The 24,740-nt window shown below is 60.8% G+C and carries 16 protein-coding genes; 7 read left to right on the top strand and 9 right to left on the bottom strand.

The features are described 5' to 3' along the window. Positions 1 to 470: 470 nt before the first annotated feature. The 5 genes from ACOTSS_RS01335 to ACOTSS_RS01315 form a co-directional block, all read right to left on the bottom strand. Positions 471 to 2,843, bottom strand: coding sequence for a TonB-dependent receptor (locus ACOTSS_RS01335; RefSeq protein WP_448689765.1), 2,373 nt, complete (start codon positions 2,841 to 2,843; stop codon positions 471 to 473). Between the two features lie 68 nt (positions 2,844 to 2,911). Beyond that, a complete protein-coding gene (locus tag ACOTSS_RS01330) occupies positions 2,912 to 3,862 on the bottom strand; it encodes a LysR substrate-binding domain-containing protein (protein WP_448691273.1) in 951 nt (316 codons plus the stop codon). A gap of 69 nt (positions 3,863 to 3,931) precedes the next feature. Continuing rightward, entirely contained in the window at positions 3,932 to 5,221 is a 1,290-nt protein-coding gene (locus ACOTSS_RS01325) for a spinster family MFS transporter (RefSeq protein WP_448689764.1), read from the bottom strand. Positions 5,222 to 5,243: 22 nt separating this feature from the next. After that, positions 5,244 to 6,722: an aldehyde dehydrogenase family protein gene (locus tag ACOTSS_RS01320; protein ID WP_448689763.1), complete on the bottom strand. Its 1,479-nt coding sequence runs from the start codon at positions 6,720 to 6,722 to the stop codon at positions 5,244 to 5,246. Positions 6,723 to 6,828: 106 nt separating this feature from the next. Then, a complete protein-coding gene (locus ACOTSS_RS01315; protein WP_448689762.1) occupies positions 6,829 to 7,512 on the bottom strand; it encodes a dimethylsulfonioproprionate lyase family protein in 684 nt (227 codons plus the stop codon). 80 nt (positions 7,513 to 7,592) lie between these two features. Between ACOTSS_RS01315 and ACOTSS_RS01310 the strand changes: the two genes are divergently transcribed. Genes ACOTSS_RS01310 through ACOTSS_RS01290 form a run of 5 tightly spaced genes read left to right on the top strand, consistent with a single transcriptional unit; the run spans position 7,593 to position 14,486 of the window. Further along, positions 7,593 to 8,615, top strand: coding sequence for an aldo/keto reductase (locus ACOTSS_RS01310; protein ID WP_448689761.1), 1,023 nt, complete (start codon positions 7,593 to 7,595; stop codon positions 8,613 to 8,615). After that, complete coding sequence (locus ACOTSS_RS01305) at positions 8,608 to 9,747, top strand: iron-containing alcohol dehydrogenase (protein WP_448689760.1); 1,140 nt, start codon at positions 8,608 to 8,610, stop codon at positions 9,745 to 9,747. Before ACOTSS_RS01310 ends, ACOTSS_RS01305 begins: the two co-directional genes overlap by 8 nt. A 24-nt stretch (positions 9,748 to 9,771) precedes the next feature. Beyond that, the gene (locus ACOTSS_RS01300) at positions 9,772 to 11,271 is read left to right on the top strand and encodes an aldehyde dehydrogenase (RefSeq protein ID WP_448689759.1); all 1,500 of its coding nucleotides are present in this window, start codon (positions 9,772 to 9,774) and stop codon (positions 11,269 to 11,271) included. Between the two features lie 15 nt (positions 11,272 to 11,286). Next, complete coding sequence (locus ACOTSS_RS01295) at positions 11,287 to 12,393, top strand: mandelate racemase/muconate lactonizing enzyme family protein (protein ID WP_448689758.1); 1,107 nt, start codon at positions 11,287 to 11,289, stop codon at positions 12,391 to 12,393. A gap of 38 nt (positions 12,394 to 12,431) precedes the next feature. Then, a complete protein-coding gene (locus ACOTSS_RS01290) occupies positions 12,432 to 14,486 on the top strand; it encodes a CocE/NonD family hydrolase (protein WP_448689757.1) in 2,055 nt (684 codons plus the stop codon). 296 nt (positions 14,487 to 14,782) lie between these two features. On the opposite strand, the gene ACOTSS_RS01285 is transcribed toward ACOTSS_RS01290, so the two are convergent. The 4 genes from ACOTSS_RS01285 to ACOTSS_RS01270 all read right to left on the bottom strand — a co-directional run bounded on the left by ACOTSS_RS01285 (position 14,783) and on the right by ACOTSS_RS01270 (position 22,672). Continuing rightward, the gene (locus tag ACOTSS_RS01285) at positions 14,783 to 17,677 is read right to left on the bottom strand and encodes a sugar-binding domain-containing protein (protein ID WP_448689756.1); all 2,895 of its coding nucleotides are present in this window, start codon (positions 17,675 to 17,677) and stop codon (positions 14,783 to 14,785) included. A 68-nt stretch (positions 17,678 to 17,745) separates the two neighbouring features. Continuing rightward, positions 17,746 to 20,526 (bottom strand): TonB-dependent receptor, encoded by a 2,781-nt coding sequence (locus ACOTSS_RS01280; RefSeq protein WP_448689755.1) that lies wholly within the window; start codon positions 20,524 to 20,526, stop codon positions 17,746 to 17,748. Positions 20,527 to 20,985: 459 nt separating this feature from the next. After that, positions 20,986 to 21,732 (bottom strand): FadR/GntR family transcriptional regulator, encoded by a 747-nt coding sequence (locus ACOTSS_RS01275; RefSeq protein ID WP_448689754.1) that lies wholly within the window; start codon positions 21,730 to 21,732, stop codon positions 20,986 to 20,988. A gap of 82 nt (positions 21,733 to 21,814) precedes the next feature. Then, positions 21,815 to 22,672 (bottom strand): SMP-30/gluconolactonase/LRE family protein, encoded by an 858-nt coding sequence (locus tag ACOTSS_RS01270; protein WP_448689753.1) that lies wholly within the window; start codon positions 22,670 to 22,672, stop codon positions 21,815 to 21,817. A gap of 123 nt (positions 22,673 to 22,795) precedes the next feature. Between ACOTSS_RS01270 and dgoD the strand changes: the two genes are divergently transcribed. Continuing rightward, positions 22,796 to 24,016 carry a galactonate dehydratase gene (dgoD, locus tag ACOTSS_RS01265; RefSeq protein ID WP_448689752.1) on the top strand — a complete coding sequence of 407 codons (1,221 nt, stop codon included), beginning with the start codon at positions 22,796 to 22,798 and terminating at the stop codon, positions 24,014 to 24,016. Next, positions 24,010 to 24,738 (top strand): SDR family NAD(P)-dependent oxidoreductase, encoded by a 729-nt coding sequence (locus ACOTSS_RS01260; protein ID WP_448689751.1) that lies wholly within the window; start codon positions 24,010 to 24,012, stop codon positions 24,736 to 24,738. The genes dgoD and ACOTSS_RS01260 overlap by 7 nt, the downstream gene beginning before the upstream one ends. Positions 24,739 to 24,740: the final 2 nt, after the last annotated feature.

Raw genomic sequence — 24,740 nt, 5'->3', positions numbered from 1 at the left:
CTCCTAACTCACACTTCCAGCAAACGAAAGCTGGCGGAAGTTATTAAGGTCGAGGTCTTCAACAACTAAGGATTGGCTTGAGGTGCGTTGCGCCCAAAGATCGTCGGCAAACCAAACGTCTGCTTTGGGTGCCAATCAGCGTCGGCGGCAACGGCCGACATCAGGCGCAAACCAGCCATTAAACCGCGTCCACCTAGTTCGCGGCTCCATGAGCAGCATATCTGCGGCAATCCTCCGAAAACTACGGTTTGGACTCACAACATGCGCCGTGATCATCCCTGCCCGTCGCGAAGCGGCGAAGAGGGCATTCCGAAGACCAACCATGGGGTCCCCATCGACGAGATTTTAGCCGGTATCTCGAAAATGGAATGCGGGCGCCGAGACATGACGATCGGCGTCCGTATTCCATTTTGCCGGCCATAGCACTCGCCGCTGGCCTCATCTTCCGGCTCTCACTACTGAGCCACCGCTCAAAATTCTAACCGCGTCCTGATGCCGATCGTGCGAGGTCGCGCCCATGAAACGGCGTCGCCGGGTTGAAAGGTGGGATAACTATTGGGCGATCGAAGTAGAATTTTTGTTCCATTGGTCAGATTCTGGCCGAACAGCCCGATCTCGAAATTGTCGGTCCGATAGGTCGCCGAGAGGGTCAGATAGTCGCTCGCGGGGATATGCCGGTTCTGCGGAAGGTTACGATTGAATTGCGTATCGACGCCATCGCGGAACGCCCAGCTTCCATAAAGAAGCATCTCCCCCTCTCCCAAGGGGTGACGATATTGCGCGGTGAGCGTCGCGATATAGCTGGGGAAGTAGGGCGCCGGGTCGCCATCGAGCGCCCCCAGATTGTCGATCGGGCCGTCCGCTTTGGCGTCAGTATAAGACGCACTCAAACCGAGGGTCAAAGCCGAGGTCACGTCGAGCGATGTTTCGAGCTCGAGACCGCGGCTTTGCACGCTGCCCTTGTTCTGAATGAAATAATAGGCGCAGCTTGGCAGAAGCTTCTTCGACTGGACATCGTCCCACTGGATGACAAAGCCGGTCGCGTTCAACTTCAGTCGATTGTTAAAGAATCGGCCTTTCTCTCCGATCGAATAGCTCCACAGGTGATCGGCACCAAAGGTCACCGGTCCCTGCGATAGTCCGAGCGAGTTGAGTTCCGGGCCGCAAAGCGAAATTGGTAACGGCTGGTTCACCCCGCCATAGCGAAAGCCTTTGGACGCCTCGGCGAACAACATGACCTTGTCGTTCACGCGGTAGGAAACGACGGCGCGAGGGTTGACGCCTTTCTCGCGGGCGCGGTCCTGCGTCGTGAGCGGTAGACCCGCTCCATCGACACCGAATAGCCCCCCAAAGTACAACGAAAAGTCCTGCTTCCAGTTGAAGTAACGGAGCCCCCCGGTGACGTCGAGCCGCGGAGTGATCGACCATGTCAGTTCGCCAAACGCCGCGAACTGCTTCTCGCGCAGGTTCTGGAGGCCCGAGAAATCGGCATCCGGCGTGAAGGCGCCGAGATCGGTCGAGCTGAAGCCACCGGGCGGCAAGCCGAGCAGCGCGCCGAAGCGATCGTCGAAGTTATCGCTGGGGTCGTTTTGCCAGACGTCACGCTTCTGATTCTGGTAAAAGAGGCCGGTGACGAGACGGAGCGGCCCCTCGCCCTTCGTCGAAAAACGGGCCTCGTAATCCCATTCGCGGATGTTGTTCTTCAGGAAGATATTCGCGCGGATCGGTTCGCCGAAGAAAAACTCGGCGAGCAGATATTGGTTACCGCCGATCGCGGTAGAGTTATTGCGGCGCACATGGCTTACACTTGCGACTATGTCGCCGATCCCGACATCGAAGTTGCCGGTGAGGTTGTAGACCTGCAGCTTGTCGCGGTAGAATTCCGGACCGATGATAGAAGTTGTGAATTTGCCGAGGCCAAGATAACCAGTCGGCAGCGCTTTGGCATCGAGATCCATATATAGTGCGCTGGCATCGATCGAGACGGCTTCGCTCGGGGTCAGACGAAAAGCCACGCGTCCTTGCGTATTCGTATTGGAATTGGCGTCTGTCTTGCCGCTGGCAAGATTGTCGACAAAGCCACCTTCCCGCCCCTGGTAGCCGGTGACACGCATCGCAAGCTTGTCGGTCACAAGCGGCACGTTCACCATTCCCCGCAGGTTATAGTTCGCGCCTCCACCCTTTTCAGTGACCGAGATGCCGGCTTCACCGGAACCGAAGAATCCGCTGGCGTCGGGCTTTTGGGTAATCAGTCTGATCGTTCCGGACATCGAACCGGCGCCGAACAGCGTGCCTTGCGGGCCCCGAAGCACCTCCACGCGTTCCAGATCGAGAACCTTGACCTCGGGGTTGCTCGACGCAAGCGAGATCGGGACTTCGTCGATATAGACGGCGACCAGCGGGCGGTCCTGCGCGTCCGTGAAATCGAAGGTGCCCGAGGTGATACCGCGAATGTCGATTTTGTTGCGGCCCGGGCCCGATGACTGAAGCGAAACGGAGGGAATGCCTCTCGTATAGTCGTCGAGACCGCCTTGCCCCCCGCGCAGAAGGTCCTCGGGCGAAATAGCGGTGATCGCCATGGGTACGCGCTGTATCGATTGCTCGCCTTGGCGTGTCGCGGTGACAACGATATCGTCGCCATAGACCCTGCTCTCGTCGGGGGGCGTGTCGCGGTCGGCTTGGGCAGGTGCAGACATAGTTTGAGCCAGAGCGGCTGGCGACGCTGCAAGACCGATCAAAGCCGTGGTCGTCACGAGGTGCCGAAGTATCGAAACCATCATCATATCCTCCCCATCGCTGCGCAATTCACGCGCGCGGGCCGAGCGCCCGTCTTTCTCGATCATCCAGAGACGGAGAGGGTTTGGCGAGTGCCTTATTCGGATAGCTGCATATTAAAAACTGATTCCGACCGTCATGGCGCTGCGATCGACGGCACCGACTTCCCATTGTCGATCTTCGAGAAGCTGGCGATAAACCAGCTTCGCAGCACCGAAATGGCGGGATCATCAAGGTCTTCCGCGCGCAGCGTCAGATAATAGCTGAAACCGTCATCGATCACCGCATCGAACGGCATGCAGAGCCGGCCCGAGGCGATCTCGTCCGCGAACATGCCGATATCGGCGAGCGCTACGCCGCCGAATTTCTCGGCATAGGATACGGCCAGGGACACGGTATCGAAGCTCATATCACGGTCGACCTGGACATCGATCCCCATCTGCTGGCCGAACATCCGCCACAAGAAGCCACGCGGCTGATCCTCAATAGCCACGTGCAGCAGCATATTGTCCGCCAGAAATTGCTCGATCGGTTTGCCCGCATGGTCCGCTAGCGTTTGGGGCGAACAGACCGGCGCCACCTTCGAGCGCCAGAGAAGGTCGGTGACCCGGTCATCAACCGCAGGACGGTCGAAGACGATCGCCATGTCGATGCTGTCTTCGGGCAGGCCGGTGGCACGCGAACTGTGAACATCTATGTCGAATTCGGGATATTCCGCCCGAAAATCGCGCAGGATCGGCAAGACGATCTGCTGAAGGAGCGATGGCGGAACATGCAGCCGGATCGGGCGCTTGACGAGACTATGCTGGCAGATTGCGTTCATGGTCTGCTCGAGCCGGTCGAACGACAAGGTTACTTGCGGCAATAGCGCCTCGCCCGCAGGGGTCATCACCAAGGCTGTTCCCGACCGATCAAAAAGCTTGTGACCGAGCAAGTCTTCGAGGGCGATGATATGGCGACTGACAGCGCTCTGCGAAACATTGAGCGTTTGCGCTCCAGCCGTGAAGCTGAGTTTTCGCCCGACCGCCTCGAATGCACGTAGCGCATTTAGGGGTAGCCAGCGCCGATTGACCGAAGTTCTCGCGATTACATTTCTCCCGCCCTTACGGGCTTCGCCTAGACCAACCGCTCGACCCTGCCAAGGCGTGCGGCCGCGTCAGCCGCGTCCGGTCGCTTGCGGTTTTGGATTGAACCCGCGCGCGGCCGCCCAGAAATGATAAGCAGCCCAGAAGCCGGTAAGCGCTAGGAGGACCAGCGCCCAACGCAGCGACTGCGCCGATACGCCAGCATCGCCGCCAAACATGTCGCTGAGCACTCCGACCAGGACAGGGGCGATAACAAGATTGGTGATATTCCCCATCAGCACGGAGATCGCGGTCGCTTGCGCACGCATGGGCACCGGAACGGCGTTCTGGAGAAGGCCTATCGAAGGGCCGATATAGAAGTAGATGGCAGGCAAGAAGGTCCAGAGCAGTATAAGTGCTGCCCCGCGCGAGGACGCGAGCGGCATCAGGAGCGACGGGACCGTACTGACCGCGACGACCACCGACATTGCGAGCAGGATCGTGCGCGGCTTTCGCATGCGCTCCCAGCTCATGACCCAGCTCGCGAACAGCGTCACGCCTGCTCCTGCGACCAGATGCGCCGCCCCGAGTGAGACACCGATGTCGCCAGAGGTCATTCCGAACGCGCGTATGAAATATGTCGGAGCCCACCAGAGCAGGCCCCAACCCCAAAGCGCGGTGACCGCGCCGGCAGCCATGAGATGAAGCGCTGGCTTGTTGTGCCACAAGGTCGAGAGAGTTTCGCGGAGCGTCACCGGTTCGGTGGCGGCATCGGGGCCATCATAGACGGCGCGGCGCGGCTCGCGCACGGTCAGCATGATCAGCATCGCAAGCAGCATCCCGGGAAGTCCGAGCACGATGAACGCCATCCGCCAGCCGTGCAGGTCCGCCACACGGCCGGCGATGTCCGATCCAAGCCAGGCCCCGAGCGGTGCCCCGAGAGTGAAAAACGTCATCGCCATCGGACGCTCGAACGGACGAAAATAATCCGAGATCAGTGCGGCCGACGCTGGCGTTGCTCCGGATTCGCCAATCCCAACGCCGATGCGCGCCAACACGAGATGCCACGAATTGCGGACGAAGCCGCACAGGAGGGTCATAAGCGACCAGAAAAATAGCGAAGCAGCGACGATCGTCCGGCGGCTGTGGCGATCGGCGAGCATTGCGACGGGAATGCTCACCGCAACGTAGAAAATGGCGAGAGAGCTACCGGTCAGAAAGGCCACGCTGGCGTCGCTGAAATGAAGTTCCAGCCGGATCGATTCCAGGACGGTTGAGACGACGTAGCGGTCGGCGATGTTGATCGCGTAGACGAGCGACATGATTGCGAGAACATACCAACGCAGCAGGTTTGCCTGCGGCGCTTCATTGGCGCTGATCATATCCCTCTCCTAACACGCCGCCTTATGCGATCGCGATCCACACCGACTTCTGACGCGTGTACGCGCCGAGCGCATGATGTCCCATTTCCTTGCCCCAGCCGCTGTCTCCGAAGCCGCCGAACGGCGATGCAAAATCATAGCAGCCATAGCGATTGACGAAGACCTGGCCGGCCTCAAGAGCCGCGGCCACCCGGTGCGCGCGCGACAGATCGGAGGTGTAAAGTCCTGCGGCGAGGCCGTACCGCGTGTCGTTGGCCATTGCTATGGCGTCCTCTTCGCGGGCGAAGCGTTGCAGGACGAGGACCGGGCCGAAGATTTCTTCGCGTGCGATCGAAAGGCTATTGTCGACATCCCCAAATACCGTCGGAGCGATAAAGAACCCGTCCGGGGCATTTGCCGGCGATACCGCCTCGCCGCCCGCGAGCAGCGAGGCACCGCCAGCGACGCCTTGTTCTATATGCGCAAGGATCGATCGATATTGGGCTTCCCCGCATTGCGGCCCTTGGGTGGTCGCGGCGTCGAACGGATCTCCGGGAACGATCCGCTCGACACGTGCCAGCACGGCGTCGGCGAAGCGGTCATAAAGACTATCCGCGATGATGAGGCGCGTCGGCTCGGTGCATTTCTCGCCCTTCTGGGAAAAATGAACCTGCACGCACCGATCGACCGCGGCTTCAATGTCAGGAAGGTCGTCAAACAGGAGGACCGGCGCCTTGCCACCCAGTTCCAGCGTGACGGTTTTGAGATTGGACGCGCCGGCCGCCTGGACGATTTTACGTCCCGTCGAGGTGCTGCCAGTGAAGGAGATCTTGTCGATATCCATATGTCCGGAAATCAGCGCGCCGGTATCCCGGCCGCCCGTGACAAGATTGATGACCCCGGGCGGAAAGAGCCTGTCGGCGTCAAAGAGTTCGAGGCAGCGCAGCAGCGAGAATGGGGTGAGTTCGGACGGCTTGACGACCAAGGTATTGCCCATTGCAAGAGCGGGTGCGATCTTCCACATCGCAAGAAGCAGAGGGAAATTCCAAGGGACGATGAGCCCGCAGACTCCGACCGGCTCACGGGTGATATAGTTCAGGAACCCTTTTTCCACGGGCGCCGTCTCGCCGTAATATTTGTCGATCCAACCGGCATAATAGTCAAAAACTCCCGCCGTATCGGGCATGTCATCGTCGCGCGCCTCGACGAATGTCTTTCCGTTTTCCATGGCAATGATCGCGGCCAATTCATCTGCATGAGCGCGCAGGATTTGAGCCGCTCGCCGCATCCGCTCAGCGCGCTCCCCGCGTGACATGGCAGCCCACGCTTCCGAACGAAAAGCATTGCGGGCGGCGGCGACTGCCGCATTGACGTCAGCCGCTTCTGCCTTGCCGGCGCGGCCGATCGGCGCTCGGCGCGATGGGTCGGAACATTCCAGAAAGCTCGAAGCCTCGCGCCATGACCCCGCAATGTAGAAGCCATGATTGCCTGCTGCCCAATCGCGCGCGTTCTCACGCAACATATCGTCTCCGTGATCTTACCGTTCGCTGTCAGGAAACCGGCCATCGCGACGCATTTCAAATCACAAAATCAGATCATGCCATGCGAAACAGGCGGAGCACTCGCACTCACGCGAACCTCGCCCTCTCGCCAATATTATCTCCACTCCAGTGAAAGTAAGCGAGCAGCGGCTTTTCGGCTGTTCGCATTGCATGCGCTACGCCGCTACGATGAACGATCGTCTGTAGCGGCGGCACCTCGCGCCAGCCGCGGTCGGCGTCGAACCAGGCGGCGGTGCCCGACAGGGGCACGTAAATCTCGTGCGCGGGATGGCTGTGAGCGGGATAATAGCATTGGGGGCCAAGCAGAAGCAGGCCCGCCGATATTTTATCGGCACGCACCAGTCCATCCGCCCCGGCGAGTTCGGTCCAACCATATCTCTCGAGAAAGCCGGCATCCGCCTCGCCCGGACGGTAAGTTTGACGCCAGCGCATCATGCCGGCAACCGTGGTAAAACTGCGCATAAGGCTCGCGAGCGCACCGTCGGCCCCAGCATCGAGGGATGGCGCATAGTCAAGTACCGGGAGCGTGGTAGGGGCGCGCAGTTTGATCGCGGCGTCGTTCAGGATCGGCGGTAGCGCAACCCCGGGGGCGGCAGCCGCGAGTAGCGTCCGAAGCTCTATGATCCAGCCTGAAAGCTCGGACAGGCAATTCTCATCCATGCTTCCCTCCCGCGCTGCCCGGATGACGATAGCGCAGACTCGCAATGACGCCAGCAACCGGAAAGTCATACGCTGATCGAATTTTGGCATTTCGTGCCCGGCACTTTGCGTGCCACCCCTCCTCCTGTCGGATACTTCCACGGGGAAAACAGGCCTCAAAAGGACGCGCGATGGATTATGTGAGACTGGGGTCGACGGGACTGCGCGTTTCGGCGTTCGGGATGGGGACGATGGGCTTCGGGACGCCCGACTGGCGCCCGTGGATCCTCGACGCCGACGCCTCGACCCCCATTCTTCAGCGCGCCGTCGAGCTTGGCATCAACTTTTTCGATATGGCCGACTTTTATTCGATTGGCCTAAATGAGGAAGTCGTTGGCCGAGCTTTGCTATCCCTGGCGCGCCGCGAGGACCTCGTGCTGGCGTCCAAGGTTTATTACCCGATGAGCGATGGGCCGAACGACCGCGGACTCTCTCGCAAGCATATCATGGAGGGCATTGATGCCACCTTGCGGCGCATCGGCACCGATTATCTCGACCTCTATATCATCCATGCCTTCGACCCCGACACACCGATGGAGGAAACGATGGCCGCGCTTGACGCGGTCGTGCGCGCCGGAAAGGTCCGGTACCTTGGCGCATCGACCATGTATGCATGGCAGCTAGCCAAACTGAACGCCGTCGCCGATCGTGGTGGATGGACGCGGTTTCAGAATATGCAATGCCAGTATAGCCTCCTTTACCGGGAGGAAGAGCGCGAGATGATGCCCTATTGCCGAAATGAAGGCATCGGGATCACGACGTTCAGCCCGCTGGCACGCGGCATGCTCGCAGGCGCGACTGATCTTCGGATGCAGACCGACACCTTCACCCATGATTTTTTCGGCGATGAAGTCGATCTCGCGATTGTTGCGCGCGTCGCCGAACTCGCCGCCGACCGCGGGGTGAGCGCTGCCGAAATAGCCCTGGCCTGGGTATACCAAAGCACCAACGTCGACTGTCCGTTGATTGGTGCCCAGTCCGTCGGCGAACTTGAGACGGCCGTGGGCGCAGCACAAATTCGGCTAGCACCTGAAGAAGCGGCTCTTCTTGAGGAGCTCTACAGCCCTGCCGATGTGATCAACGACCATCACCCCAATCGACGCCCCCGCGGACTGGCGCGACGGGGGCAGCCGCGGAGCGCGATCGATGCATGACATTTCACTCGGCCGCATTCCTGCGATCCGCGGCGCGGCCGGTGCCGCTCGCGGCCTTGGCGCGCACGCCGCTGCACTCACGACCGCGCCGCGCACGCTCGTCATGCTTGATCCGGCTCTCGCCGAACCCGGACCGCGTGACGCAATCCTTGCGGGCCTCGCCGCCAGCGGCATTACCGCAAGCGTATTTGTCATGCCGGCTGGCGAACCCAAGGAGAGCACCGTCGAGGCGGCCGCTGAACAGGCTAGTGGCTTTGAGGCGGGATCGTTGATTGCGGTCGGTGGAGGATCGACCCTCGACAGCGGCAAAATCGTCGCGAACCTCGTGCATGGTCATGAGGGCATCGAAGCTTATCGGCTTGCCGCAGCAGCGCTTCCGCCAAATCGTCTGCCGCTCATTTGCGTCCCCACCACGGCGGGCACCGGCGCCGAGGCGACGTCTGTGTCGGTCCTCTCGGCATCGGACGGCACCAAATATTGGTTCTGGGCCGATGGTCTGAAGCCTGATCTCATTGTCCACGACCCCGAGTTGATGATCGGCTTGCCCGCTTCGATTACTGCCCTCACCGGTATCGACGCGTTGGTCCACGCCGTCGAGGCTGCAACAAATCGCAACGCGTCTCCTGCGAATAATCTTTACGCCTGGCGTGCTATCGCACTGATCTGCGAGCATTTGCCCGTCGCTATCAGCTCGCCCACCGATCTCGCGGCGCGCGCGGGACTGCTCGAAGCCGCGACCTGCGCCGGCATAGCGATCGATAATGCGGGTACGGCAATTGCGCACAATATCGGTCATGCTCTCGGATCGCTGGCGGCGGTTCCGCATGGCCGCGCCGTTGCGATCGGGATGTGCGCCTCCCTTGCCTGGAACGTCGAGGCTGTGCCGGACGTCTATGCGCCCGTTGCCGACGCGATGGGCGTAGCGGGGGGCCCCAAAAAGCTGCCCGAATTTTTCGAAGCGTTCGTACGACAAGTTGGCGTCGACTTGTCGGCGCTAAACGTCGCACCGCACGATCTGGCCGAGCAGATGGCGCGGCCCGAAAATGCCGCGATGCTCGCGTCGAACCGCCGCGAGGCATTGAAGTCAGACCTCGCTTATCTCGCCCAGTCTGCGCTTTCATTGGCCAGCTGACGCCACTTTATCAAAGAGATTTCAATGCCACACAGCCTATCTTACTCCGATTGGACAGAGCGGCGCGGCCGAATAAGCCCAGAGACGCGCGCCTTTATTGGAGGCCGCTATGAGGCGGCTGGCGACGGTGCCACGTTCGACCGCCATTCGCCGATCGATGGATCGCATCTAGCCGCCGTCGCACGGTGCCGGGGGCCAGAAGTCGACAGGGCGGTCAGTGCGGCCCGGATGTCATTCGAAACAGGTGTGTGGCGTGATCAGGAACCCGCGCAGCGCAAAGCCGTCCTGCTCCGTTTCGCGGCGCTGATCCGCGAGCATATCGAGCAGCTGGCTTTGCTCGAAGCGACCGAAGTGGGAAAGCCAATCCACGACGCATTGAATGTGGACATTCCATACTGCGCCGACGCGATCGCTTACTATGCCGAGTGTATCGACAAGCTGACCGACGAAGTGGCCCCGACTGGCCCCAACGACCGGGCGCTCGTGCGCCGCATGCCGCTCGGGGTCGTCGGCGTCATCGTGCCCTGGAACTATCCCCTGATTATTACTTCCTGGAAAATAGGTCCCGCGTTGGCGATGGGCAATTCGGTCGTTCTGAAGCCCGCCGAGCAATCGTCGCTTGCAAGCCTTTATCTGGGGCAACTCGCCCAGGCAGCGGGCATCCCTGACGGTGTCTTCAACATCGTGCCCGGGCTCGGGGAGGAAGCGGGCGAGGCCCTGGCAAACCATCAGGACGTGGATCTGATAGCCTTTACGGGATCGACGGAGGTCGGCGCCAAGATCATGGCGGCGGCAGCGCGCTCCAATCTGAAGCGGGTCGCGCTGGAACTCGGTGGAAAAAGTCCCCAGATCGTGATGGCCGACTGTCAGGACCTCGACGCGGCCGCGAGTGCGATCGCCTGGGGCATTTACTACAATGCCGGAGAGACCTGCCATGCCGGCAGCCGCCTGCTTGTTGAACGCTCGATCGCCGATGATTTGCATCGACGTATCGTCGAACAGACCGCGACCATTACGCCAGGTCACCCGCTTGATCCTGCGACCCGCTTCGGTGCGCTCATCGAGCCAGGTCACCGCGACCGGGTCATGGATTATATCGAGCTTGGACAAAAGGAGGGCGCGGTCCTCCGCATGGGGGGATGCACTCTGCCGGTTACCACAGGTGGATGCTATATCGCGCCAACGCTTTTGACGGATGTGCCTCCGGGCGCCCGGGTGGCACGCGAGGAGATATTCGGGCCAGTCCTTGTCTCCATAGCCTTCGACGGCGAGGAGGAAGCGATCAGGATCGCGAACGACAGCGACTATGGCCTCGCAGCGGCAGTCTGGACCGCTGATGCCAGCCGAGCGCACTGGATGAGCGAAGCGCTGCGTGCGGGTACGGTTTGGATAAACTGTTATGACCGTTCCAGCCTCGCCACGCCTTTTGGCGGCTTCAAGCGATCCGGGTTCGGGCGCGACCGCTCGTCCCACGCGCTGGAAAAATATGCAGACCTCAAGACGGTCTGGACGCACTATGCCTGACGGGGGGCCGATCGCATGAAGATACACTCGATCGAGATCACGCATCACCGGCTCCCGCTCGAACCCGCGTTCAACGCGAGCTGGGACCGGAGGCCGCGGACTCACTTCGACGCTACCATTGTCAGAGTGCGTACAGACGAAGGCCTTGAAGGCTGGGGTTCGGGCGACCTCATGCTTGGGTTCGAGGGTCATGAAGAATTGTTCATAGGCGAGGATCCGCTGCGCCTTGAACGCCACCACGCGATCTTGTCGCACATCGATTTTCATTATGGTCGGTGCTGGCCCCTCGACCTTGCGCTTTGGGACTTGGCGGGCAAGATCGTCGGACAGCCTGTTTGGAAACTGCTCGGCGGCCGCAGCGACCGGGTACGAGCTTACGCATCGACAGGGACACTACGTGATCCTTCGGATATGGCGGACGTAGTGGAGCGATTGATCGCCGAAGGATTTCCGGCATTGAAGATTCGCTTCCACCGTGAGCATTGGCGTGACGATATTGCGGCGCTCGCCGAGGTTCGAAAACGCGTCGGCGACCGGCTGACGCTCATGGTCGACTGTAATCAAGGCTGGCGCATGCCTTGGGATTTGAAGACGCCTTGGACCTATAAGGATGCTCTCGCGGTCGCCCGTGAACTCGAACGGCTGGATATCTTCTGGATGGAAGAGCCACTTCACCGATCCGATCTCGATGGCATGCGGCGGCTGCGCGACCATACGAGTGTCCGGGTCGCCGGCGGCGAGATGACGCGCGAACCGAGCGCGTTTCGCGATCTGCTCGTGGGCGGAGCGATCGATGTGCTCCAGCCGGACGCAGCGCTGGTCGGCGGCATCACGGGTCTGCGCCGCGTTGCGTATATGGCGGAGCAACATGGTGCGATCTTTACGCCGCACACCTGGACGAACGGCGCTGGCATGATCGCCAACCTTCATCTCGCTGCCGGCGTCGCCAATGCCCCTTACATCGAATTTCCCTATGACCCTCCAGACTGGAACCTGGCCCGCCGCGACTTTATGCTCGCCGAGCCGGTGCACCCCGATCGCGATGGCTGGCTGATCCTTGACGATCTGCCGGGTCTCGGCTTTGCCCTCGACGAGGACCGGCTGAAACAGACGCGCCGCTGACTCATTTTGACGGATGTACGGGAGGCGGGATAACAACGATGGCTAGTGTCGATCGCAGAGGTTTTTTGAGCGCGCTGGCTCTCAGCTTCTCGCCAGGACTTGCTGGGACTGCGCTCGCGCAGCCTGTTCGTTACCCGGTGCGAACGGTCGAACCGGCATGGATCCGGGTGTCCGACGGGAACAAGCTCGCGGGGCGCCTGTGGTTACCCGACGGCCCTGCCTCGGCACGCTTTCCGGTCGTTCTCGAATATATCCCCTATCGCACCTTTGACCGATATCGCCCGCTCGACGACTATTGGGGCGCGGAACTCGCGGCGCGCGGCATCGCGTTTGCTCGGGTCGATATCCGGGGATCAGGCAACTCCGAAGGCGTTCTGCTCGACGAGTATCTCGAACGTGAACAACTCGACGGGGTAGACATTATCGCCTGGCTGGCCGCGCAGGACTGGTGCAACGGCGCGGTGGGGATGCGGGGAATTTCCTGGGGGGGATTTTCAGCGCTCCAGGTCGCCGCCCACCGCCCGCCGGCGCTCAAGGCGATCATGCCGATGTGCGCAACCGACATGCGCTTCCGCAACGACGCCCATTATGTCGGCGGAACACCGGGCCTTACAAACCTTAAATGGGCAGCGGGCCTCGAGCTTGTCATGGCATCGCCACCCGACCCTGCAATCGTCGGCCCGCGCTGGGAGTCGATGTGGCGAGAGAGGCTCGAGGCCACGCCATCGATCGCGGCCAAGTGGCTTAGGCATGACAGCAACGATTCCTACTGGCGGCACGGCTCGGCCGGCCTCGAGCCGGAGGCGATTGCCTGTCCCACCTATCTCGTCGATGGCTGGGCCGATTCCTACGCTGAATCCGCAGAAAGGCTAATGCGAAACTTGCGGGTACCCCGCAAAGCCATCTTCGGGCCTTGGGGGCATATCTACCCCCAGTTCGGCAGTCCCGGACCCGCCATCGACTGGATCGAGGAGGAAGAACGCTGGTGGAAGCACTGGCTGGCGGGCGAGAAGACGGGCGTAATGGATGGGCCTGCTTTTCGGTTTTACCTAGGTTATCAGACGGCATCCCAGACGAATATGGACGATATAGACGGCCATTGGGAGGCCGAAGCACGATGGCCGTCCCCGACCATCGAAACGCGCGTCCTTCATCTTTCGCGTGGCAGGCTCTCGGACAAGCCTTCTCGTGGGCGTGCCGTTTACAAGCCCGAACGCATTGTGGGTCTAACGGCGCCCGAATGGATTCCCTACGCAGATGCCGAATTGCCGCGCGATCAATCGCCGGATGACGAGCGATCGCTTTGCTTTGATGTCCCCTTGAGCGCAGACCTGGATGTTGTGGGGCTTTCGAAACTTCGGCTGCGCGTTGCCAGCGATAAGCCGGTCTCCGCAGTGGCTGCCCGCCTTTGCGAAGTGGATGCCGAGGGACGTTCATGGCTTATAAGCAAGGGGCTGCTCAACCTCTGCTTCCGGGATGGTTTCACCGCGGATCCAAGTCGGATCGAACCAGGCCGCTTTTACGACGTCTCGATCGAGCTCGCGCCGATCGCCCATCGGCTAAAAAAAGGGAATATTCTCCGGCTCGCTATCTCCGACGCCCTCTGGCCGCTCGTTTGGCCCCTACCGGCCAAGCCCCGGCTCACAATTGACCTCGGCGCCAGCAACCTGTCGCTTCCGATACGGCCTCGGTCGCAAAAGGAAGTGCCCCTGCCTATCTTGCAGAAGGGCATTTCGCTTCCGCGCAGCAATCCGACGCTCGAAATTTCAGAAACCCCAGATGGGCGTGCTCTCGTGGAGGGAGCTTGGCCTTCTTCGACCAGCACCATCGAGGCAAGCGGAACCACATTGTCCGGTAGCGGCCCGGATATGCGCTTGGAATATGATCCGTCAGATCGCACCAGCTGTTGCTGGCAGGTGGAACAGACCAGCCGCTATTCGCGCACCGGCTGGGACTGCGAGATTCGCGTAAGCATCGAAATCACATCGACGCGCGAGAGTTTTGCGATCTCCGAACGGCTCGTCGCTCTCAAGGATGGCACCATCTTCTTCGGTCGAGAAAACCACGACCTCGTTGCACGGAATTTCAGCTAATTAACGGCACATTTTAAGGGCTCACCGACGACATCCATAGGTCCAGCTGTTCATCTTAAAAACTGTATTCTATAATATATAATCTTGGGACTCGTGATACTGAACCTTGCTCACATATTTTCATTTTTCGCTGACCCTGTTCGAAGAGTCCGGGGAGTATATGGGTATCCGCTACGCTGAAGCCGAACCATGACCGAGCGAGCCTCAATTAGAGCGATCAATGTCTCCGAACCGAGCGCGAAGCTGCGGGGCGAATATCGCGCCGCTTCGGCATCTTTAAAGCCGAGGACATATTTTCATGTTGCAATTAACGCCTTCACCTGCTCGGGTGTGGCTTGGGCCATCGGCTTGAAGGCCGGGCTAGCCATATAGGCGCGCAGGCTGGCGCGAAGCTGCTGCGTTACCGGATCATCGGTGCCCGGTCCCTGCAGCGGGCAGCCGCACACAACAAGTCTGCCCCGACCGACGGCCAGTTCAACGACAAGCCCGAGCGGCCGCGCGGTGAACCAGTCATCGATAACGCGCACGATCGGCTTCACCTCGGACGGCAGCACGTCGAGACGCAGGGCGCCGGCGCGGTGCAGGAGGTACCACCATTGCCAGTTGCTATGCGTTTCAGTGGGAAAGTCGCCAAGCGCCGGGTGGCCTGGGTCGCACAGGATGCCCAGCGTTGTCGGCGCTTGGTGCTGCGTCCACAATGTGTTCCAGAAGATGCTCGAGAAACCGAGTTTCACCGGGCGTTCGGCATGATTGGCGACCCGCTCGCGCGGCAAGCCTAGCAGCACGGTGCCGCCCTTCGCCAGGTGATCCGTCCCCGCTCGATCGAATGTCGTGGTTTCGTAAATTGCGCGAACCGAAGGGGACGGCGTCTTTGGATAAACCCAGAGGTCCCAATCATTCTCGGCAATGGCGCGCCCATCGACCATCACCGAAACAACCAGCTTGGCTGCCACCGCTTTCGCAGAAGCAAGGACCGCATTCGCGGCAAGCCCCAAGGGCGCATTGCCGAGGGGAACAGCTTGAGGGCCAAACTTGCCCTTCGCAAGCTGGGCGCCGCTTGTGGCACGGATGGACCAGGCGATCGTCGCGCCTTCGAGCGGCTTGTCGCCGAAATTTGCAATGTCGACGGTGAACGGCAGAGCCTCGCCCGATTTGACCACCCGGCGCGGCAAGCGCGCGAGTGGGACGATATGATTGCAGAAGCGTCGATACTCAGCAGGAGTGATGTAGGGTTTCTCATCCCAGAAGGGATCGACGACACCGACCAATGCGGTCCCCTGCCCTGGAAAATCCTGAAGCCCGAGCAACTGGAATCCGCCCATTCCATGAGTGCGCAGCGCGCTTTCGATGTCTTCCTTATAGCAAAGCGTTTGCAACCTTCCCGAGGCGTGCAGGAAAGGCTCGGCAAGGTCGCGTAGCCCGTTGTCGCTCAGCCTGTCTGCGAAAATCTCAAAATTCTTGGGCTTTAGGTAACCGGTGTATTTCTTCGCCTCTTCGAGGTTGGGATAAACGCACCACTGGCCGATCTCGTGACTGATAACCGGCACGTCACGCTTGCCGACGAAATCGCCATAGTCGGTGACGGTCTCTGGGGGCTTCGCATTGATGCGCGAGTTCAGTTCTTCGCCCCAGTTCTGGACGCGCGGCGTCGGAGTAACATGGAACTGGCTGTCGGCAATCTCGGGCCACCCTGCCCCCGCTGTCCAGAGGCGACGAGGATCCTTTGCAATATAGTGCCGCACATATTTACCAAGAAACGCATCGCGCCTTGCCTCGCCATCGCTCTCCTTGCCCCCGCCCGGCTCGTTCCCATGCGTGGCAAGCAAGAAGGAGGGGTGATTCCCATGCGCTTCGAGGATACGATCGGTTTCCTCGTAGATCCATTTGTCGACCGCAAGCCCTTGGCCGATCGCCGCCGATTGGTTCGCCCACACCGCTTCGACTTCCACGTAGATGCCAGCTTCATCCGCCGCGACGAACGCCGCCTCGGGCGGGCAATAGCTATGAAAGCGCAGGTGATTAAGACCATATGCGCGGGTCTGGCGCATGATCTTGCGCCAGCTTTCAATGTCTACCGGTGGGTGGCCGGCGGCCGGGAAGATCGCACACTCGAGCGCGCCGCGAAACATCATCGGACGGCCGTTGAGTTCGAACCCTTTTGGCGTCGCCTTGAAATCGCGCCATCCAAAACGATCGCGCCACTCCGCCCCATTGTCGAGGCGCACCGACGCCGCGTGCAGCGTGGGGGTGAACTCGTCCCATGGCGCCAGCGCTGCCTTGTCCGCAGCACCGAAAGAGATGGTTTCATCGAAGGCGCCGCCCGCCACCTCCCAGGTAAGCGAAACTTTACGCGAGACTCCGGCCGCCGACAACTCGGCGACGCCCCCCCCGGCGCGCCCGCTGACGTTGCCGATGCGGCCGACGAAGCGCAGCGTACGTGCCTCGAGATCGGGGTAAAGCGCAACGCTGTCGACCCACACGGGCTCTGTTGCGCGCAATTCGATGGTACCGGCGATCCCGTTCCAGTTGCCCTGCGTGTGATCGGTCACGCCGTGACCGTTATGCCCGATCTCGACGACCATCCGGTTGTCGACGCGGAGCGACAGCAGGTGCGTACCGGGTGCGAGCAGGCCGAGGTTGTAGCGATGCGGGACGTGCAACGCATCAGTGCCGCCGACTTCGCGCCCGTCGAGCCAGAGACGGGTCGCCCAATGGGGGCGCTCGAGAAACAGCTCGACACGGCGCCCCTTCCAGCTTGCCGGAATTTCGATCTCGCGCTGAAACCATGCGTTGCCGCGATACCAGGTTTCGGGCTGAAGACAGAAGGGCACCTTGACGGCGCCCTTGGCACGATATCGCGCATATTCGGGCGCAGTGAAGAAGGATTTGTCGTTGATATCGCCCGTCCATGGCGTGTCGACCCCCACCGGGTTGCCGCGACGCTGCGTTTCAAGGCTGCCGGGAAGCGGCAGCTGCTCGGCCAGTGGGCTGCGGTGCCAGTTCTTGGCGATACCCGCATCATCAGGGTCCAGTGCGACCCGCCAACTTCCGGCGAGATCCCCGTTCCTTCGTTCGGCGGCGGCCGCAAATGTCGGCAGCGAGGACGAAAGACCAATGAGCGGCGTCGCGCCAAGCGATTGGACGAAAAGGCGGCGGTTGAGGACGGGGCCGGATTTCACGCGTTCAGACATTGGTGGTCCCTGAGTGCAATAGGGCTGCGGCAGGCGCTGGGGTGGGAGCGCCTGCCGCAGGGGGGGCATCAATAGGTGGCGCGGATCGAAAAGCCGAAGCGGCGATCGTTCAGCGTATATTGCAGGGGTTCGGTTTCCCTGCCGATATAGGTTTTGTTCATCCGATTGTTGAGATTCACGGCATCGATCGAGATCGCGATATTGTCGTTCAGATTGTAGCTGATCGACGCGTCGAGGCTGGCGTAGGGCGCCTGAATCTGCGGCTGACCGTTGGCGCCGCTACCCACGGTCGTATCCAGATACTTGTCGCGCCAGCTCCATGCCACGCGAGCGCTGATTGGACCTTTTTCATAGAGACCGACGAGATTGTAACTGTGCTTGGACAGCTTCTCTAGCGGAACCAGCGTCGGGATCGTGCTGCCGGGGGTCGCAAATGGATTCTGTACGCTACTGTCGACATAGGTGTAATTCGCCTGCACGCCCAGGCCGCTCAGCACGCCTGGCAAGAAGTCGAAGAACTGTTGGTAGGCGACTTCGAACCCCTTAATCTTGCCATCATTAGCGTTGACGACGGTCCCGATATCATAATCGACGCCGCTGAAGTTGCGAACCACGGTCCCACTTGTCAAAAAGCCTTTGACGTCTTTGTAAAAAGCGCTCGCGGTGAGCGATCCGGCACGCGCGAAATACCATTCCAGCGAGGCGTCGAACTGCGTCGAACGGATCGGCTTCAGGAAGGGGTTGCCGGACGATCCGGACGGACGACCGGTAGCCGGATTGACCAAGTTTGCCGGCCCCAATGTGGTGTTCGTCGACATCTGGGTAAAGTCGGGCCTCGCGAGCGCTTTACCAAACGCTAGGCGGAGCTGCAGATTGTCGGTGAAATGGGCACGCAGATTGATGCTGGGAAGCGCGTCCACGTAGGTCTGACCAACCGAAATCGGCGTCACCCCGGAGGTGGTCGTCAAAATGCCTTCGGACCGCACTTTGGTCTGCACGAGGCGCAAGCCCACCGTACCGTCGAGGGGGATGCCAAGGCGATCAAGATCAAAGTTAGCGCTGAGATGGCTGGTCAAAGTCCGCTCATACTGATGGTTCAGGTCCTGGGGCAGGAACCCGTTCTGGCGCTCGGCGCCGAACGCCGCATAAGCGGCGTCGATCCTATCGTTGACGGTTTTGCCCGGCGCGGTGGGATAAAGGACGCCATCGACCGAGCGCCCCTCGAAGAAGCCTTTAGCGGGGCCGTCGTAAATGAACTCCCGCAGCGCATCCGAATAGGGGACCAGGGCGCTGCCTGCGGGCGCCGAACAACTTGCGAAATTTCCTGTGTCGAAGGTGCAGAAGCCGGGGCTGTAGCTCCGGATGGCGATATCGGCCTCCGAAAAACGCATGCCGATATTCACTGCCTCGACGACCGAATCGACAGGCTCCCACTTCACATCGTATCGCAGCGCGAGTTGATCGGTATCGTTGCGTGTGACGCTTTCCTGGAGATAAGCAAAGCGGTAACGATTGGGATCGGTCAGGAGTTCGGGCGAACGAACCGTCCACGTCGGTCTGCCCGAAATATCGAAATCGACAATGTTTCGATTTGGCGACGCTGACTGCGGCTCCCCGAAGTCGCGAAACTGTGAAATGATGAAACTGTACGCGTCTACGTCGTAACTTGACTTCAGATACTGACCATCGAACGACACCGAGAGCGTATCGGTCGCTTGCCATTCGAGACGGCCGGCGAGATTGGTATTTTTGGCGCTCAAATCCTGATCGCCGCGGAACGATTCGAAGAGCATGTTATTGAACGAACCACTGAGCATCCGGCCGTCGTCGGCATAGGTAAAGGTCGCGCCGGGGGTCGGGGTCGGGCTTTCGGTCCTGTTCAGATTGTAAAAGTAACGGCCTTCGCGGAGGAATTTATAGTCGCTGTGCAGGGCCTGCAGGGTAAGCTTCAGATTGCTCGACATCTGCCACTGGAACGCACCAGCGAGGGTCAGGCGCTCGCGCGAACCCAATTCATCGTAAATTTGCACGCCGGCCGGCGCGCGAGCGCCGGTGGGAGCCACCGGATCCTGGGGCGCCGTCGGCGCACCGGGGAAGGTACCCGGCTGGATGTTGAAGAACGACTGGATTAGGATCGCATCCTGACGATATTTCCCTTTGCTATATACCGCGTTCAATAAGAGGCCCATTTCGCCAGCTCCGGTATCCCAGCGGTTGCTGTAAAGACCGGACACCGAGCCACCCCATTTTTCCGCCAGATCATAATAGCTGGCACGGGCCGTGACGTTGATCACCTGCCCTTTTTGATCGAATGGAAGCCGGGTGCGCAAATTGACAACGCCGCCGATTCCGCCCTCGATCACGTCCGCCGACGGGTTCTTGTAGACGTCAATGCCGGCAAGAAGTTCGGGCGGCAGGGCCTCGATATCGAAATTGCGACCGCCAGCAGCCGAATAGCTATCGCGTCCATCGATCTGCGTGCGGACCTGTGTCAGTCCGCGGATCGCGATCGCCGATTGCGTGCGATGATCGACATCGGTGCCGCCTTCGCCATAACGGCGCTGGATCTGGATACCGGTGATACGTTGAAGCGCTTCGACGGTGTTCACATCGGGCAGCTTGCCGATATCCTCCGCCTGGATCGAGTCGACGATCTGATCGCTGTTACGCTTGACCTCCTGAGCAGAATCCAGGCTGGCGCGCACGCCCGTCACGATGATGTCTTCTGCCGACGCATCATCGGAAACGGCAGGCGCCACCGCATCCTGCGCATAGGCTACCTGCGTTGCTGCTAGCACGATGGCGGTGACGGACGTTCCCCCACGGAACAGGCGGCTCAAGCTGGACATCGAATTCCTCTCCCTCGAAATCAAAGGCAATCCGTTCTTTCCGGATCATCCTGTCGAGCGGATTATTAATATGTAATATTTTATAGTCAACCCTTCAGGTCAATTCGGGTACGACACCTTGACTAGTTTGGAGCCGGCCTGTCCGCGATCGTCCCTAAGCTCCTTTTATATAGCCGTTTATTTGATTTCCCTCCCGCACATCGATACGCGCAGACGGCAATTGCGCGATCTCTCATCGCGCTAGATAAATGCATTGCCCTCCCGCCGAGAGGAGGAGTGAGAATGTAAAAGCATATTTTTTCTGGTTGTGAAAAGGACAGGTCGCATGTCGCGATCATAACCCGAGGTCCGGAGAGGGGCCCGGCACCATGCGCAAAAGTCTCGGGATTTTCTGGCCTTAGCACGGGTAAGGCGTCTCGGGTTCGCCGGCATGCCATCTTTGCCGAATCGTGGCAGCCGTCAGAAGCCGGGCCGCGCCTTGTCTCCGCCAGCGACCAGCAAGAGATCCAGGGCGCCCTGGATCAATTCCCGCATCAAGCGGGCCGCGCGTTCGGTGTCGCCCCTGACGATCGCGTCGGCGACATGCTGGTGATCAATGGCGCTTGCTCGCGACACGCCCGCATAGGCATTGGTTCGTCGGATGCTGAAGCGGAGCGTGGTTTCCGACAAGTCAGTGAACTGCCGCATAAATCGGTTGTTGCTCGCCTCAAGCACCGCGACGTGAAAGGCAATATCGGCTTCTAGCGGATCATCCTGGCCGCGCTCGGCCGCGAACATGCGCTCGGAAGCATCGATGATAGCAGCGCGCTGCGGGCCCGTCGCGCCATAAGCGGCGAGTCCCGCCGCGCGCGGTTCGATCGACATGCGCATCTCGGTGAAGTCGATAAGAAGATCGATCGAAAAATCGCGCTCAAGGAGCCATTTGAGGACGTCGGGATCGAGCAGGTTCCAGTTGCTTTCGGATTCGACGACGGTTCCCGCGCGCTGTCGAGCGCGAAGTAGCCCTTTGGCCGTAAGCATTTTGACCGCTTCGCGAACAACCGGCCGGCTCGCATTATACTGCTGGCACAGCTCCGCCTCGACGGGAAATCCCGACGCGGGCGTAAACTGTTCGGTCACGATCGCCTTGCCGAGGTCGTGGACGATCCGCTTGGTCAGGTTTTGACCGCCAAATTTCGTATCGTCCGCTGTCGATGCCGCTGCCACGTTGCCTCTTGCTCCTTTGGCAACGGGTGTAGGCACTTTGCCTGCGGTGACAAGCTGGGGATCGCGTCTGCGCACCATGTCCTCATCCGCCAAACGGTGTCGGAGCCAGCCCCCCGACCGCGACATCAACTTCGAAGAGGGCGCCCGAAAGCGGCTCGTCTTCGCCATCGATCGTCGAGGACGTCACGAACAGGCGGTCCAGTCGATTCCCAGCGAATGCGCAACTGGTGATATTCGTAGCAGGCAGCATCACCGATTCGATCCATTGGCCATCGGGGGAGAATCGGCTGATCCGCCCTCCCCCCCAGTGCGCAATCCACACGCAGCCTTCAACATCGGTCGTCATGCCGTCGGGATATCCCCAGTCGTCCTCGAAACGCAGCCAAATGCGCTTGTTCGATATGAAGCCGTCATCTGCCAGATCGAAGGCAAAGACGGTCCGCGCGGCGCTATCACTGTGATAGAGCGTTCGCCCGTCAGGGCTGAAAGCAGGGCCGTTGGTAACACCATAACCATCGTCGAGGCGCTTCCAGCTCAGATCCGTGTCGAGCCGATACAATGCGCCCGAGGCTGCCCGATCGGTGTCATCCTTTGATCCCGCCCATGTGCGACCCCACTGATCGACCTTGGCATCGTTCAGGCGATTATCGGGGCGATCCGGCTCGGGCGAGCCGATCGGATCGATTGCGCCCGTCTGGAGGTCGAGAAAGGCGAAGCCGCTACGCAAGCCGCAGAGGGCGACAACGGAATTAGCGCGCGGCACGATCCAGCCGACCGCCTCTGGCATGGGAATCGTCCGGACCTTTTCCGCACTCAAATCGAGCAAATGAACAGCTGGCGCAAAAATATCGACCCAAGCCAGTTCACCGCGATCCGCAAACCAGGTCGGACCCTCGCCCAAGCGGTCGCGGGCCTCCCTATGTATGATTTTAAAGTCCATCGCATATCTCCGTCACAATAAAATATGATATTAACTTGACCTTTGTCCAGTGCAACCATTACCATTGTGACAATCACTGGCTCGGCAAGCCGGATCGCGGCGATGTAGAGGAGCGGAATCACGATGAATATGCGACAGGACGAGGCAGCCCGGACCGACGCGCCTCGCCCCGACTTGCCCCCAAGCGATGGGGCCGCGGGGGACCGTATCGCCCGGATCGAATGTTTCGCGGTTCGTCCGCGCTGGATTTTCGTGCGGATCGAAACCCACCAAGGCGCCGTCGGCTGGGGTGAGGCAACGCTTGAAGGCCATGCGGAAGCGGTGATGGGCGCCATTGATGCGGCACGCGACCGGCTCATCGGGCATGACCCCGATCGCATTGAGGATGCATGGCAGATGCTGCATCGTCTCGGTTTCTATCGTGGCGGCCCCGTACTCATGTCGGCGATCTCGGGGATCGATCAAGCGCTTTGGGACCTCAAGGCTCGAAAACTCGGGGTGCCCGTATATGATCTGCTGGGCGGACGGGTTCGCGACCGGATCGCCGTTTACGCCTGGATCGGCGGCGATCGGCCAGACGACGTCGCGGCGGGCGCTGTCGCGCGCAAGGCGCAGGGCTTCAAGGCGGTCAAGATGAATGGCGTTGAGGATATCGGCTGGCTGGACTGCCCGGAACGAATCGACGCGATGGCCGATCGCGTTGCAGCGGTGCGCGAAACGGGGATTGACGTCGGTGTCGATTTCCACGGCCGGGTTCATAAACCCATGGCGCGCGCGGCGCTGCGCGCGATTGAGCCGTTTCGCCCCCTTTTTGCCGAGGAGGTGCTGCTCGCCGAACATCCACAGGCGATCGCGCAATTGGCGCAACACACCAGCATCCCCCTCGCGATAGGTGAGCGGCTCTACAGCCGATGGGATTTCCGCCCCTTCCTCGAATCCGGCGCAATCGATATCGCGCAGCCCGATCTGGCGCATGCCGGAGGTATCTCCGAATGCCGGCGCATTGCCACGATGGCCGAGACCTACGACGTCGCGCTGGCGCCGCATTGCCCGATCGGTCCGCTTGCACTTGCGGCGTGCCTGCAGCTCGCGGCTGCCACTGCCAATTTCGTGCTTCAGGAAATGTCGCTAGGCATCCATTACAATGGACCGTCGGAGGATTTGACGACGCTGATCCGCAATCCCACCCTGTTCGCGGTCGAGGATGGCTCGATCGCAATTCCCACGCTTCCGGGCCTGGGGGTGGACATCGACGAAGCCGCCGTCCGCGAGATGGCACGCGAACCGCACCGCTGGCGCAACCCGGCATGGCGCGGCCCGGATGGGGAATTGCGAGAATGGTAAACCGCAGCGTCATTGTCACCGGCGGCCTTGGAGGCATCGGACTTGCCGTTGCGCGCGCCTTCGCGCTGGAAGGCGCCGATATCTTGCTTGCCGACACGCGATCCGGCGACAACGGCGCCGCTGACATGCTTCGCCACTCAGGGGCCGGGCAAGCGCACCACATCGCTGGAGATATCGCCGACGAAGCGTTTGTGACGTCCACGGTTCACTTCGCTCTCGAACGGTTCGGCCGCCTCGACGTCATCGTTAACGTCGCGGGAATGATGATCTACAAACCGCTTGCCGAGCTGGACGGCGCCGAGTGGCGCCGGTTGCTCGATGTAAATCTGATCGGCGCAGCGCTGTTCACTGGCCACGCGCTGCGGCGGATGCAGCCGGGCGGCTGTGTGATCAATATTGCCTCCGTCCATGCCCGCCGCACCTCGCCGCTCGTCGCGCCTTATGCCGCTGCCAAGGCTGCGCTGGTCAGCTTAACGCGGTCGGCGGCAATCGAAGGAAAGCCGCTCGGCATCCGCGTAAACGCCATCCTGCCCGGCGCAATCGACACGCCGATGCTTCGCGAAAGCCCGAATATCAAGTCCGGCGCCGAAGTGATCGCTGCCGACGACCTAGGTCAGCCGGACGATATCGCCGCGCTCGCCCATTTCCTCGCGTCCGATGCGGCGCGTTTCATTACCGGCGAAGATGTCGTGGCCGACGGCGGCCGCATGGGGAGGCTCTGAAC

This window comes from Sphingopyxis sp. NJF-3 (assembly GCF_053514865.1).
This window is presented reverse-complemented; position numbering and strand designations above follow the sequence as displayed.